The organism is Mucilaginibacter sp. P2_D11, from assembly GCF_056404435.1.
Genome location: NZ_JBFUEA010000012.1, coordinates 125,538 through 138,903, shown reverse-complemented (window position 1 = coordinate 138,903; position 13,366 = coordinate 125,538). Strand labels below are relative to the sequence as shown.

Sequence of the window (13,366 nt, the reverse complement as noted above, 5' to 3'; positions counted from 1 at the left end):
ACGCTGCAGCCTGGCAAAGTGCTACATCCGCCCGCTATTAAAGCGGCTACAATACCTGGTTAAACTCCAGCCGCTCGCCATCGGGCCCGGTAATGTTGAAATACTTGCAGCCCCGCTCCCAAAATTGCAGGAAAACGGGTTCAGGCTCGATGATGTTGAAACCTGCTTGTTTAATAATCGCATAGGTTGCGTCGATATCCGAAACATCGAACGCCACATGGTCGATATGGCCGTTGCCCCTTGTTTTTATCTCTGCCAATTCGCTTTCTGGCAATTGGTAAAGTTCTATCACCATGCTATCGCGCTTCATCATGATGCAAGTACCGCTTGCGCCTTCGGTACCAAAGCCAGCCTGCATTACGTTGGCAAAGCCAAGGCGTTCATAAAAAGCCTGCGAGTTGGCAATATCAGTTACCGGGATGCCAATATGTTGGATAGCATTGATTTTTAGCTTAGTGGCTGTTTGCATAACGATGGATAATAAAGGTTGGCCTATTTTTATAACTTAGACAAATAAACCCAAACGTATGAAACTTATTGCACAGATACTGATAGGCCTGGTAGCCATAGAGCACATTTATATTTTATGGATAGAGATGTTCGCGTGGACCACCAAAGGCAAAACCACCTTTAAAAGCTTCCCAGAACATCTATTCGAACCTACCAAAACACTAGCCGCCAACCAAGGGCTTTACAATGGCTTCCTTTCGGCAGGGTTGATATGGTCATTGCTAATCGGCGACGTTGTTTGGAGTAAAAACGTGGCGACTTTCTTTCTGAGCTGCGTTGTAGTAGCCGGCCTCTATGGCGGACTTACCGCCAGCAAGGGGATTTTAATAAAGCAGTTGTTGCCCGCGGCGATTGCTTTGATGGCGGTATTGGTATGGATGTAGGGTGCAAAAGTTGCGGGTTGAAGCAGCAACCTTTTTGCGCCAATGTAGCAGATAGTAACCGCAGTAGTGGTGGCAGTATTTTGACACCAATTTAAAACCTACAAACAACTGATTAATAACTAGTTGCAAATGTTCACGATGTTCACGCGCCACACCGTGAACACTTGCCGGGGCTTTGGCGCGTTACAGGCAGCCCAAAAAAGGAACAAAAGGGGCAGTATTGTAAACCCTTACATTACCCGCACCTTCAAAAAGCTTGGATGCGCTTTTGAGGTGTACAGCCGGTGCGTTTGTTTGGTAAAGTCGGTGTCCTTAGCTTTCATAATATCCTGAAATTGCTGGGTGTTCCGGTCTATCAGCGGGAACCAGGTGCTTTGTACCTGTATCATTATACGGTGTCCCTTTTTAAAGGTATGCAGTACATCCTGAAGCTCAAAGTTTACCGGGGTTACCTTGCCGGGTACAAATGGCTCAGGCTTTGAAAAATCATTGCGGTATTTACCACGGATAGGTTCGCTGCGCACCATTTGCTGGTAACCGGCGATGTTTACATCCTTGCCTGTGAACTGATTGTTGGCGGCGGTATCGGGGTACACATCCAACACTTTCACCACCAAATCCGCATCGGTACCTGTGGTGCTGAATTTAAGGTTCGCCCATATGTTGCCGGCGATGGTTACATCGGCATCCAGCACATCGGTTTTGTAAGTAAGTACATCGGGGCGGCGTTCGGCGAAGCGCTGGTCGGCAGTCATATACTCGCGCTTCATGTCAAAGTCGATACCATCTATAAAAGGCACTGGATTCATGGGGTCTGATACCCATTCCTTGTAATCATCTGTAGCAGATGTTGGCGCGGTGAAAGAAAGTTTGCCGCCTGGCAGCAGGTAAAGGTTCTTGTCTTCCGCCTCTTTTGGTGGCCAGGTGTTAAAGCTTTTCCATTGGTTTGTGCCTGTTTGAAAGGTTGATACCTTAGGGATATCCAGCGGCGTACCTTTTAGATAATGGCTAAAAAAAGCGAATTCAACTTTATCCCTATAATACGGCCCTGTCGGCCCGCCGAAGCTGACATCACCAAGATGGTCGCCATTGCCGCGTGCCCAGCCGCCATGCACCCATGGACCCATGGCAAAGTAAACAGGCGTTTTGGGGTTCTTTTGGGCCAGTGTTTTATAAGTATTTATGGCACCATACAAATCTTCGGCATCGTACCAACCACCAGTTACCAGCACGGCGGTCTTAATATCGTGCAGGTGGGACAATACGTTACGGTCTTTCCAATGCTGGTCGTAATTGGGGTGGTCCATCATCTCGTTCCACAGGCGGATGGTATCCTTAAAATATTTATCGTTTGTGTTTTTCATGGACCCCATATCCATAAAAAACTTATAACCATCGTTGGTGCCGGGGTTAAAGCGACCGCCGCGGCGCTGGGTGGGTTTATCGTCCTGCCGGTTGGTAAAGCCCGGGTAAAAGCCAAAGTTGGCCACCAGGAAAAACGCGCCATTGTGCCAGCCATCGTCGCGCCACAGGTCGGCAATGGGGGCCTGCGGCGATGCTGCCACCAGCGCAGGGTGGCGACTAAGCAGTGCCGTAGTGGTATAAAAACCGGGATAGGATATGCCCCACGCCCCTACTTTACCATTATTGTTGTGCAGGTTCTTCAATAGCCAGTCGATAGAGTCGTAGGTATCGGTGCCTTCGTCTACATCCTTATTCGTTTTGTGAACTTCCTTTTCGGGCATCATTTCTTCATAGATGCCCTCGCTCATCCAACGACCGCGCACGTCCTGGTAAACAAAAATATAGCCATCTTTCAAAAAAGCCGGCGATGGGCCAAGGTTGGTTTTATATTTATCTGCCCCATACGGCGCTACGCTATAAGGCGTGCGGTCCATCATGATGGGGTATTTTTTGGTCTGGTCTTTCGGCACATATACCGAGGTGAACAGTTTTACGCCGTCGCGCATGGATATCTGGTACTCGTACTTGGTGTAGTTATCTTTAATGTATGCTGCATCGCCCTGCGCAAAGGCGGATAAGGCAGACAGGGTAAAGCATAAAGCTATGAGGGCGTATTTTTTCATCAGGTGCAATTTCGATGCTTTAAAAGTAAGCAATAAAATAAAAAAGCCCCTTAAAGATAGGAGCTGATACAAATATGTTACGTTGGGCCATTCAGTTCCAGGTAAACACCGTTCTCATCCTCGCCCTCTCCCCTTATCGCCCAGCCTTGCGATTTATAAAAGGCCAAAGCATGCTCATTCTGTTTCAGGCATTTCAATTTCAGGGCGACATCAAAAAGTGAGGCGGCCATATTAAGCAGGGATTTACCTATGCCTTTGCCGACATGCCGGGGATGGACGTACAGGTGGTGGATAAAACTGTCGGGCTCCCAAACGGAAAGGAAACCTGCCGGTTCGTCATCCACAAAGGAAACTATGATTTTTTCGTCTAGCGTATCGGTATCAAAATCTGTCAGACTATACGCCTTGGTATCTAGCCAATGAAAGGTTTCGATACGACTTTGCAGATAGAGGCCGGCTAGCGCGTCATGGTCGGCAGGGAGATAGTCACGGATGGCGATGCTTATTTCCATTCCCAATCCAAGTCCCTGATGAGGGCAATATCCGGCCTATCGAATATGGCCAGCAGCTCTTCTCCAAAGCCGGGATTATCAATAGCGGTTTTGGGAATAATTAAGCCATCATCGCTTTTTAGTTTCACAAAATAGTGGGTATTGATTTCGATTATCTCTGTAACCTCGCTTACATTGAACTTGCTCTCCCCGGTAACGTCTTTTGTTTCGATAACATCGCTGCCGAAATCGATAGTACTTTCTTTGCCTATGCGATGAGACAGATTATCTGCTACGAATTTGCGATAATGTTTCTTGTAAGTATATCGCTGGTAAAGCGGGTACAGAAATAAATTCAATGCCGCTAAGCCAAAAAAACAATAGCTGTAAAAGCTATCTTTTCCGTAAAAAAAGTAGCCGATTACCAAAAATGCCCCCGTAATAACCAACCAGGACCGCCTTCGATTGGCCCTGCTGCGTTTACTTCTCGATGCCGAATAAAGCAGGTAGGTTAAATAATCCTCCTCTTTCAAAACTGTTTTTACTATCATTATCTATCTAGCCTGCCTGATTTGCTTACTGCGCGATGCTTGTACCGTGTTTTACATCGAACACCGAGATGTCTGTTTTTTGGTTGATGAGCCAATCTACCACTTTCGATTTCATCGTACGCCCCTCGCCCATGTCAGACACCATTACCATGGGTACCAGGCAGCCATTAAAAGGCTTGTAATCGTCCATATAATGCTTGCGCCCGTTTTTGTCGATAATCTTCAGCAAGCCTGTTGCTTTTTCATAGTAATTTATATTCCGCGAGCCATTTTTTGAAGTAAGCACTACCACATAATATTCCACCCCGTTTATCGTGTCTATGCCGAACATCTCCCGCTTATAGTTCAACAGCGCATAACTCGCGTCGGGCAATATCTGCGATTGCAGTTCGTAATGGTCCAGTTGCTCTATATCAGTAACCTCCTCTTGTTTGCCATTAATGATATTGTAGGCTTTGCCGTTGTTGTAAACCTCTTTTATTTCTATGCCGCTACCAATAAGGCTCTGGTAGTACTTCCCTGGCCCTAATTTGATAATCAACACATCCATGGATTGCCCCTCGAAAGTAGTTTTTACATGAAATTCCGATGTTTTGATAGTTGCCCAACGCCCTTTGCCGCCAATCACTTCAACATACCTGGCTAAAACAGAATCTGCCGAAGGGAAATCCTGCGCAACAGTGGGCAGCGATAACAGGCAGGCAAAAAAACAAAGCAGCTTGTTTAAATTTTTCATCGTTTTATATTGTGCCCTCAATATAAACAAAAAAGCGGCAGGTAAAACCCGCCGCTCGTATATTCAAAGAATAATTGCTTATTCGTTTATGGCTTTTACGCCGGGCAGTTCTTTGCCTTCCATATATTCCAGCAAGGCACCGCCGCCGGTAGATACATAGCTTACATCCTCTGTCATGCCAAATTTGGCCACCGCTGCTGCTGAGTCGCCACCGCCTATAAGCGAGAACGCGCCGTTTTCGGTAGCCTTGGCCACTGCTTCGGCGATAGCTTTTGTACCTATCAGGAATTTCTCCATCTCGAAAACGCCCATCGGTCCGTTCCAAAGGATGGTTTTCGATTCTTCTACCACCTTGCTGAACAGCTTAACGGTCTCGGGGCCGATGTCCAGGCCCATCCAGTTGTCAGGTATCTCGCCGGTTTTAGCTACATCGGTATTGGCGTCGTTACCGAATTTATCGGCAATTACATTATCAACAGGTAGTAACAAGTTTACGCCCTTATCTTTTGCCTTCTGGCGCAGGCTAAGCGCAAGTTCCAGTTTATCAGCCTCTACTAAAGAGGTCCCGATGTTGCCGCCATCTGCCTTGGCAAATGTGTAAGCCATTCCGCCACCAATAATCAGGTTATCTACCTTATCCAGCAGTTTTTCTATCAGTTCAATTTTATCAGACACCTTAGAGCCACCCATAATAGCCGTGAACGGCTTTGGTGCGTTATTTAGTATTTTTTCGGCATTGGTTAGTTCGGCAGCCATCAAGTAGCCGAAAAATTTGGCATCGGGGAAAAACTGAGCGATTACTGCTGTTGAAGCATGGGCACGATGAGCGGTGCCGAATGCATCGTTAACATATATATCGCCTAGTTTGGATAACTTTTCGGCAAACTCAACGTTGCCCTTTTCTTCTTCTTTGTAAAAACGCAGGTTCTCTAACAACAAAACCTCACCTTTATCTAATGCTTTCGCCTTTTCAATGGCTTCGGCACCGATGCAGTCATCAGCAAACTGAACCTGCTGGCCCAGCAAATCCGACAGATGGGGCACGATATGTTTCAAAGAGAATTCTTCGGTAGGGCCATTCTTCGGCCTTCCCAGGTGCGACATCAATATCACGGCGCCACCATCGGTCAAGATTTTCTTGATGGTTGGCAAGGCTGCGGTCATCCGGTTATCATCGGTAATGTTATAGTCTTTATCCAGAGGGACGTTGAAATCTACGCGGATAAGGGCTTTTTTACCGTTGAACGTTATCTGATCTACTGTTTTCATATTGTTAAAGTATGATTTGATGAATGGGGCGCAAATTGAACATTTTTATTAGAAATGCCAACCTTAAAGTTAAAAAGGGCTACGCATCGGCTTAAAACTTCATTGTATCTTAACATACATTACATAATGCGGCCCTATGCCTGGCACATCAAACACCGGCGATATTACCTCGAAACCAGTACCCATATAAAACGGCACGGCTACCTTACGGGCGTTGCACCACAAATAATTCACCTTTTGCCCACGCAGGTAGGTAATAGCAAAATTCACCAACATATTGCCCATACCCTTACCACGATGCTGCGCCGCAGTGGCCATACCGCGCAGTTGGTAGGCTTGGCCATCATACCCTTCGTAACCTTTTGGGTGGAAAGATGCCACGCAAGCCAGCTCCTCGCCTGCATAATAGCCCAAATGGAAAGCATCGTCGGCATCATCATTTGGGAAACGGCATTCGTCTAGCGTCAATCTGCCTTCGCGTAATACTTCGTTTCGCAGTGGCAGCACATCATCAGGGCTTATAAACTTTATCATTGGGGCAAGAGGCTAATTTCCTCTACCAAATCGGCCAGGCGCGCCGAGTAACCGCTCTCGTTATCGTACCAGCCAACCACTTTTACCAGCCCGCCCACTATAGAGGTTAGCTGCGCATCGAATATGCAGCTATGCGGATTATCTAATATATCAACAGACACGATAGGATCTTGGGTGTACTCTAAAATACTTTTCATGGGGCCATTTGCGGCGGCTTTAAAAGCGGTGTTTATTTCTTCCACGGTGGGTAATTTCTTCAGGCTGCAGGTAAAATCGGTAAGCGAGCCGTTCAATACGGGTACGCGTATGCCTGCCCCGCCCAGGTGCCCCTCTAAATGCGGGAATATATTGGTGATAGCCTTTGCCGCCCCGGTTGTTGTTGGGATGATAGACGCCGATGCCGCCCTGGCCCTTCGCAAATCTTTGTGCGGGGCATCGTGCAGGTTCTGGTCGCCCGTCATAGAGTGTACGGTAGTGATGTATCCGTCAGCAATGCCCCAGTTATCATCTAATATCTTCACCATGGCAGCAACGTTGTTGGTGGTGCAGGATGCGTTAGATAATATAGGCGAGCGCAAATCAACCTCGCCATCGTTTACGCCCAATACTACCGTGGGTATGCTTTTATCGGCAGGCGGAGCAGATATGACAACCTGCTTTGCCCCTGCATGCAAGTGCTTGCCCGCACCCTCGGCGGAAATAAACTTACCTGTAGATTCTATAACCAAATCCACTCCAAGTTGTGCCCAGGGCAGGTTTACCGGGTCTTTTTCCTGATATGTTTTTATGGAGCTGCCGTTGATGGTAAGGCTATCGGCAGTATGGCTAACCGTACCCTTAAAGCCTGGGTGCACAGAATCGTATTTAAAAAGATGCGCAAGGGTTGGGGTATCGGCAAGGTCATTTATAGCTACAACCTCTATATTTTGCTTTTGGAGTATGGCTCTTAAAAAAACGCGACCGATACGGCCAAAACCGTTAATTGCTATCCTCATAATTGTATGATTAGGGATACAAAACTAAGCAAAATTAAAGCGGGGAAAATCGGGCGAATGCCATTTTAGGCAAACAGGTTACGCAGGGCAAAGCCTTCGCGTTCTTTGCTGCGCAGGCAAATGGTTATGCCCCAGTTAAATACCAGCGAGTTCAGCAATATCAAGGTCATCAACACAAAATTGCCCATGCTGGTAAAAAACAGCACAATAACGATAGTCAGAATATTGAAGCCCACCAATATCAAGGTAGTTTGCAAATGCGTAAAACCTAAGCGCAATACGCGGTGGTGTATGTGGTTGCGGTCGGCTGTAAAGGGCGATACCCCTTTAATGATGCGCAGGATAAAAACCCTCAAAGTATCAAATATCGGCCCGATGAGGATTGCAAACGTTAAGGCCGGGGCCGAGTAAACAGCTAAGTTATTGTGCGTAATTATTTTGTTTACTTCTATAAACCTAACCGCCATGATAGCCGATATAAGGCCGATGAGCAGCGAGCCTGTATCGCCCATGAATATTTTGGCGGGTGTTATGTTGTAGCGCAAAAAACCTATAACTGCGCCCACTATCGCCAGCGAAATAGCCGCTAATTCATAATGCTTAATGTAGATAAACAAGATTGTAAACGTACCATTTACCACTATGCAGGTGGTACCGGCGAGGCCGTCTATACCGTCTATTAAATTGAAAGCGTTTACAATGAGCACAATGAATAAGATAGATATAATGGCACTTGCTATGTAGCTGATATCGTACACGCCAAAAATGCCATACATACTGGTAAAGCGTATGTCGCCAAGCAGCACCAATATGGCTGCCACAAAAAATTGTATTAAAAACTTGGTGCTTGAGTTAACGCCCGAAAGATCGTCTTTAAGCCCCATTGCAAATAGTACGATACTGGAGGTGAGCAAATCACTAAGTGGCAAGCTTTTATCAATCATGCTAAATAGCAACAGGGTGATGGTAAAACTGGCAAATATGGCTACGCCACCCAAACGCGGGATACCATGATCATGCTGCTTGCGGAAATGACCCACATCGTCATACAAATGGCGGGTGCGCGCAACATGTAAAATTGAAGGGATTGACAGCCATGTTATCAAAATTGAGAACAAGGCTATCAAAGCGTAATAAATAAAATATGTATTTATATATTCTGGCATGTATAGTTAGTGAGGGGGCACTTAATTATCGCTGCATTGCTGCAAATATCATTATATATCTTATAAATTATAAAAATTGCTTTATTTTTTTTAACCGTTTGTAAATCAAAGCAATAATTGGAAAATTTATCTGGTTTTCTCGCATCGCCTTCAAATCCCCAAATAATACTTTAGCGCGCCCGATAAGGCTATTGTTACTAACACCGCCCGCAAACATGTTAACAACTACCTTTTTCAGGTAAAAAACGTTCGCTTTGTTTACATGTATAAACCTAAGCATCAATTCGTAGTCGGCAGCTGTACCATATTCGAGGCTATAATCCCCAAAACGGCCAAACAAGCCTCTCTTGCAGTAAAAGGTAGGGTGAGGGGGCATCCAACCTTTATTAAACAAACCGTGTTTATAAGCCCCTGATCTCCATTTACGTAAAATATCCCTATTTTGTTTCAAATAATCGAGGTCGGCATATAAAATATCTGTTTTATGTTCTTCGAATGCGGCCGCTATCTCGCTTATTACCCATTCGCCGGCAAACACGTCATCAGCATTCAACATTCCCACCACATCGCCGGTTGCCAGGGCAATACCCTTGTTCATGGCATCGTATATGCCGTGGTCGGGCTCAGAAACCAAAATGTTGATTTTGTGTTTGAAACTATTGATAATAGTTAACGAATCGTCGGTAGACCCTCCGTCGATTACGATGTATTCGATGTTATTGTACGATTGGCTGATAACCGATTTTATGCAGCGCTCTACAGTGTCTGCGGCGTTGTAGCAAACCGTTATGATTGATATTTTTAATTCGCCCACTTTGGAAAAAAACAATTATTTAAGCGCAAAATATGTATTTTTGACATCGTCGTCTAATATATCAATAACATTGGCGGCAATGTGTATGCGTGTAATATATTCTGTTTGCATAGTTGGTTTACTGTTTTTTGCTTCCTCGTGCTCGTATAAGCAAAGCCATATGCTTTTTAAAAACGCAAAGGTAACCAGCGCTGCTACAGATACCGCCATTTTAAAAAACTTCCCGGTTGCAAGTACCTATCGCATACAGCCAAGGGATGTACTGCAAATACGCAACCTGCAAAACATTAAATATATAGTTGATGAAGTGCCCACTTCGGCAACAGCTTCCGGCGGCGGGGGCTCGGCGGGGCAAACCTTTGAGGTGGACGAAGATGGCACTGTAGCTATGCCTGCTTTAGGGCATATACTTATTGCCGGCCTTACCCGGCCCGAGGCAGCAAAAAAAATCGAAGGTCTTTACCGCGCCACGTTACTGAAAGACCCTATATTCGACGTAAAGGTGGTGAACCTAAAAGTGACCCTTTTTGGCGAGGCCGCATCGCAAGGCAATTTCCCGCTATTGAAAGATAATACAACCCTGGTTGAGCTTATTGGCCAGGCAGGGGGACTTACCTCGGGCGCTAACGAAACAAACATCAAAATCATCAGAACCACCGGCACGCAAAAAACCGTAATTGAAGTTGACTTGGGCGATGTAAATTCAATATCGAATCCACGCGCCATACTACAAAATGGCGACGTGATATACGTTGCCCAAAACAAACGAGCCATTCGCGCTGATAAGCTTCAAAATTTAAATACGATAATACAGCCGGCCTTAATTGTACTGAATACGGCGTTAATTTTACTTACGCTTAGCAGGTTATAATGGAAGAAACAGAAAATCTCCAGAAAAAACTTCCTAACCAGGAAGTGGATTATTTTAAGATTGGCAAAATATTAATAAGCAGGTGGTATTGGGTGGCCGGATCGCTGGCTGTTTTTGTTTTATGGTCGTACATTTACGTATGGTACACCCCAAAAACTTTTGCCACCGGCGGTATTATGAAGTTGGAGGAAAAGAAATCAGAAATCGCCGACCTTTCTAACGTGCTGGCCACATCTGACCGAGGCCCCTCCCGCATACAAAGCGAAACTTCTGTTTTGCAAAGCCACGCCGTTATCTTAAACGCCGTAAACGACCTCAATTACCCCATCAGCTTTTTTGTAGAAGGTCGTGTGCGTACCAGCGAACTCTATCCGCAGAAACCGCTCGATATAGAAAAAGTTAATTTCGACAGCCTTAATTTTTACCACGATATCATATCGTATAAGCATTTAAACCAAACTGAGTTTTCGCTTACCTACAAAATAGCGGGGAAAGAAACCGTAAAAAATTACAGCTATAATAAGCCCGTAACCCTGGGGCCTACTACTTTCCTGATAAGATACCCGGGAGATATCAATAAAAGCTCGGTTATCCTGTTCAAATTCAATTCGCCCGAAGACTTCGTATGGCGGATACGCGGCGGCTTGCGCGTTGCAGAAACCGCAAAAAACTCAAACGTACTGGCTATTCAGGTTACCGATGCCAACCCCCAATTTGCTGCAGATGCACTCAACGCGGTTATGAACGAGTATTTGATATACGATCGCAGCCGCAAAACGCAATCCGCCACGCAGATGATCGATTTTATAGACAGCCAGCTAAAATATCTTTCCAGCGAAGTAAAAGGCTCCGAACAATCGATAGAAGCCTTCAGGCAAAAAAATAGGCTAATGGAAGTGAGCGCAGCTGCCGATGCAGCCTTGGGCAAGGCAAAAGATCTGGAAACTCAGCAATCTATCTTGAAGCTGCAGTTAATAGCCATAAACGATGTAAAAGACAAAATCAGCAAGGAAAAGGACAATCTGAACCTGAATTTCGATGCCGGCGGCGGGCAGGTAGATCCCAACCTCCCAATTTTGATTACCCGGTTAGATAATTTACTGAACCAGCGTACGGAGTTATTGAAAACTTTCAATAACAATTCACAACCTATTCAAGCTATCAACAAAAACATACTGGAGATAAAAGCCTCTGCCCTAACCAGCCTTACTAACACATATACTTCCGTTAAAAGGAATATGGACTTCCTTTCCTCGCAGCTTGCTGTGGTAAATAAACAAATATCTATGTTTCCCGGTGCCGAGCGCGACATGATTAGCTTAAGGCGCGATTTTGAGATAAGCGAAAAGGTGTATTCTTTCTTATCCGAGAAAAAGCTGGAGGCGCAAATCACACGATCCGGCATATTGCCGGGAGCAACTATCATCGAGAGGGCGCAACCTAATTTCTCGCCCGTATCTCCGGACGAGCATGATATCCACCGCACGGCCATCATTTTTGGTTTAGCAGTGGGCTTGGGCCTCATTATCCTGATTAGGGTATTAAACCCTTACATCTACGATAAAGAAACCATTGAGAGCCTTACCACCATACCCATCATCGGTGTAATAAGGAAATTCCCCGACACACTGGACGAAGATAATACACAAGTGCTGGCTATAAGCAAGCCAAAATCGATATTTGCCGAATCGGTACGTTCGGTGCGCACCAACCTTAGTTTTATCGCGTCCGAGAAGAAAAGTAAAATCATCTGCATCACATCAGAAGTAGCAGGCGAAGGGAAATCTTTCGTGGCGGTAAATTTATCCAGTACGCTATCGCTTATAGATAAGAAAGTTATTTTAATAGCCGGCGATTTGCGCCGCTCTAAACTCCACCGCACCTTTGGAGTACCCAATGATACCGGGCTTAGCAGTTACCTTGCGCACCAAACTGCTTTGGCAGATATTATTTCCCATTCCGAACAGGAGAACCTCGATTTCATTGTATCGGGGCCTGTGCCGCCAAACCCATCAGAATTGCTGCACTCCGAACGGATGAAAGAAATGATCACCGCGCTACACCTGAAGTATGATATTATCATGATAGATACAGCCCCCATCGGCCTGGTTTCAGATTCTATCCCGCTTATCCGTATGAGCGATATCAATATATTCGTAATACGTTCCGGCAAATCTAAATACTACTCGGCAACTATACCGCAACGCATTGCGCAAGAGTACCACCTGGATAACACAGTAATTGTTTTGAATGCTTTTGCCGAAGATTTGCTGCACTCCCGGTATTACACCACCAGATTCACCGGCGACTACAGCAACCGTTATTACTATTACTCAGATTATAGCGGCAATTACGAATCTTCGGGCTATTACATAGATGATGAAAAGAAAAAATGGTGGAACATAAAACGTTGGTTTAAATAAATATTTCGTTTTTTACACACATGGTTTTAAATAACGATGCCGGAAAGCAACGATGGTTCCCGGTATACACAAACCCACGGGCAGAAAAAAAGGCCTACGCTTCTCTAATAAGCAAAGGTGTAGAAGCTTATCTGCCGCTGCAGAAACGCTTAAAGCAGTGGAGCGATCGCAAGAAGTGGGTGGAGGAGCCACTGCTAAAATCTTACCTATTTGTACATATTGCAGAAAACCAGCAAGCCGAAGTTTTGATGACAAAAGGCATAGCCCGTTTTATTTATTTTTCGGGCCGGGTAAGCGCCATGCCCGATAAGCAAATTGAAGACCTGAAGTTATTGCTGGCAAGCGCCTTAGAACTGGAAGTAACCGAAGAGCACTTGCAACCCGGAGAAAAAATAAGGATAAAGGCGGGCCCCCTAAAAGGCTTAGCCGGCGAGATGATTGCCTACCGCTCGCAAAAGCAGTTATTGCTTCGGTTAGAAAGCATGGGCTGCTCCATAGTAGTAAACATGGCAGCCTCGTTGGTTAACAGGGCATAG

14 protein-coding genes are annotated in these 13,366 nt (G+C 45.5%); 4 read left to right on the top strand and 10 right to left on the bottom strand.

Features of this window, described 5'->3' with window-relative positions; genetic code table 11:
• Positions 1-46: 46 nt before the first annotated feature.
• Positions 47-469: a VOC family protein gene (locus AC1DXC_RS19400; protein ID WP_477460831.1), complete on the bottom strand. Its 423-nt coding sequence runs from the start codon at positions 467-469 to the stop codon at positions 47-49.
• A 58-nt stretch (positions 470-527) separates the two neighbouring features.
• On the opposite strand from AC1DXC_RS19400, the gene AC1DXC_RS19395 reads away from it, so the two are divergent.
• Positions 528-893, top strand: a complete 366-nt coding sequence (locus AC1DXC_RS19395) for a DUF1304 domain-containing protein (RefSeq protein WP_477460830.1) — start codon at positions 528-530, stop codon at positions 891-893.
• 230 nt (positions 894-1,123) lie between these two features.
• Here AC1DXC_RS19395 and AC1DXC_RS19390 read toward each other — a convergent pair whose 3' ends face one another.
• From AC1DXC_RS19390 to AC1DXC_RS19350, 9 genes are all read right to left on the bottom strand, one after another.
• A complete protein-coding gene (locus AC1DXC_RS19390; RefSeq protein ID WP_477460829.1) occupies positions 1,124-2,980 on the bottom strand; it encodes a CocE/NonD family hydrolase in 1,857 nt (618 codons plus the stop codon).
• A gap of 77 nt (positions 2,981-3,057) precedes the next feature.
• Positions 3,058-3,492: an N-acetyltransferase family protein gene (locus tag AC1DXC_RS19385; protein ID WP_477460828.1), complete on the bottom strand. Its 435-nt coding sequence runs from the start codon at positions 3,490-3,492 to the stop codon at positions 3,058-3,060.
• Complete coding sequence (locus AC1DXC_RS19380) at positions 3,483-4,022, bottom strand: hypothetical protein (RefSeq protein WP_477460827.1); 540 nt, start codon at positions 4,020-4,022, stop codon at positions 3,483-3,485. The genes AC1DXC_RS19385 and AC1DXC_RS19380 overlap by 10 nt, the downstream gene beginning before the upstream one ends.
• Before the next feature lie 25 nt (positions 4,023-4,047).
• Positions 4,048-4,758: a hypothetical protein gene (locus AC1DXC_RS19375; RefSeq protein ID WP_477460826.1), complete on the bottom strand. Its 711-nt coding sequence runs from the start codon at positions 4,756-4,758 to the stop codon at positions 4,048-4,050.
• A 78-nt stretch (positions 4,759-4,836) separates the two neighbouring features.
• Positions 4,837-6,027, bottom strand: coding sequence for a phosphoglycerate kinase (locus tag AC1DXC_RS19370; RefSeq protein ID WP_477460825.1), 1,191 nt, complete (start codon positions 6,025-6,027; stop codon positions 4,837-4,839).
• 99 nt (positions 6,028-6,126) lie between these two features.
• Positions 6,127-6,561 carry a GNAT family N-acetyltransferase gene (locus AC1DXC_RS19365; protein ID WP_477460824.1) on the bottom strand — a complete coding sequence of 145 codons (435 nt, stop codon included), beginning with the start codon at positions 6,559-6,561 and terminating at the stop codon, positions 6,127-6,129.
• Positions 6,558-7,556 (bottom strand): type I glyceraldehyde-3-phosphate dehydrogenase, encoded by a 999-nt coding sequence (gene gap / locus AC1DXC_RS19360; RefSeq protein ID WP_477460823.1) that lies wholly within the window; start codon positions 7,554-7,556, stop codon positions 6,558-6,560. The genes AC1DXC_RS19365 and gap overlap by 4 nt, the downstream gene beginning before the upstream one ends.
• Before the next feature lie 65 nt (positions 7,557-7,621).
• Positions 7,622-8,722, bottom strand: a complete 1,101-nt coding sequence (locus AC1DXC_RS19355) for an MraY family glycosyltransferase (RefSeq protein ID WP_477460822.1) — start codon at positions 8,720-8,722, stop codon at positions 7,622-7,624.
• A gap of 67 nt (positions 8,723-8,789) precedes the next feature.
• Entirely contained in the window at positions 8,790-9,536 is a 747-nt protein-coding gene (locus AC1DXC_RS19350; RefSeq protein WP_477460821.1) for a glycosyltransferase family 2 protein, read from the bottom strand.
• 160 nt (positions 9,537-9,696) lie between these two features.
• Between AC1DXC_RS19350 and AC1DXC_RS19345 the strand changes: the two genes are divergently transcribed.
• The 3 genes from AC1DXC_RS19345 to AC1DXC_RS19335 are packed head-to-tail and all read left to right on the top strand — an operon-like array spanning position 9,697 to position 13,366.
• Entirely contained in the window at positions 9,697-10,407 is a 711-nt protein-coding gene (locus tag AC1DXC_RS19345; RefSeq protein WP_477460820.1) for a polysaccharide biosynthesis/export family protein, read from the top strand.
• On the top strand, positions 10,407-12,830 hold the full coding sequence (locus tag AC1DXC_RS19340) for a GumC family protein (protein WP_477460819.1): 2,424 nt from the start codon (positions 10,407-10,409) through the stop codon (positions 12,828-12,830). Before AC1DXC_RS19345 ends, AC1DXC_RS19340 begins: the two co-directional genes overlap by 1 nt.
• 20 nt (positions 12,831-12,850) lie before the next feature.
• A complete protein-coding gene (locus AC1DXC_RS19335; RefSeq protein WP_477460818.1) occupies positions 12,851-13,366 on the top strand; it encodes a UpxY family transcription antiterminator in 516 nt (171 codons plus the stop codon).

Coding starts and splice junctions, on each gene's coding strand:
- AC1DXC_RS19380 (WP_477460827.1), bottom strand. CDS start 4,022: ATGATAGTAAAAACAGTTTTGAAAGAGGAGGATTATTTAACCTACCTG.
- gap (WP_477460823.1), bottom strand. CDS start 7,556: ATGAGGATAGCAATTAACGGTTTTGGCCGTATCGGTCGCGTTTTTTTA.
- AC1DXC_RS19355 (WP_477460822.1), bottom strand. CDS start 8,722: ATGCCAGAATATATAAATACATATTTTATTTATTACGCTTTGATAGCC.
- AC1DXC_RS19335 (WP_477460818.1), top strand. CDS start 12,851: ATGGTTTTAAATAACGATGCCGGAAAGCAACGATGGTTCCCGGTATAC.
- AC1DXC_RS19340 (WP_477460819.1), top strand. CDS start 10,407: ATGGAAGAAACAGAAAATCTCCAGAAAAAACTTCCTAACCAGGAAGTG.
- AC1DXC_RS19365 (WP_477460824.1), bottom strand. CDS start 6,561: ATGATAAAGTTTATAAGCCCTGATGATGTGCTGCCACTGCGAAACGAA.
- AC1DXC_RS19375 (WP_477460826.1), bottom strand. CDS start 4,758: ATGAAAAATTTAAACAAGCTGCTTTGTTTTTTTGCCTGCCTGTTATCG.
- AC1DXC_RS19385 (WP_477460828.1), bottom strand. CDS start 3,492: ATGGAAATAAGCATCGCCATCCGTGACTATCTCCCTGCCGACCATGAC.
- AC1DXC_RS19345 (WP_477460820.1), top strand. CDS start 9,697: ATGCTTTTTAAAAACGCAAAGGTAACCAGCGCTGCTACAGATACCGCC.
- AC1DXC_RS19390 (WP_477460829.1), bottom strand. CDS start 2,980: ATGAAAAAATACGCCCTCATAGCTTTATGCTTTACCCTGTCTGCCTTA.
- AC1DXC_RS19395 (WP_477460830.1), top strand. CDS start 528: ATGAAACTTATTGCACAGATACTGATAGGCCTGGTAGCCATAGAGCAC.
- AC1DXC_RS19370 (WP_477460825.1), bottom strand. CDS start 6,027: ATGAAAACAGTAGATCAGATAACGTTCAACGGTAAAAAAGCCCTTATC.
- AC1DXC_RS19400 (WP_477460831.1), bottom strand. CDS start 469: ATGCAAACAGCCACTAAGCTAAAAATCAATGCTATCCAACATATTGGC.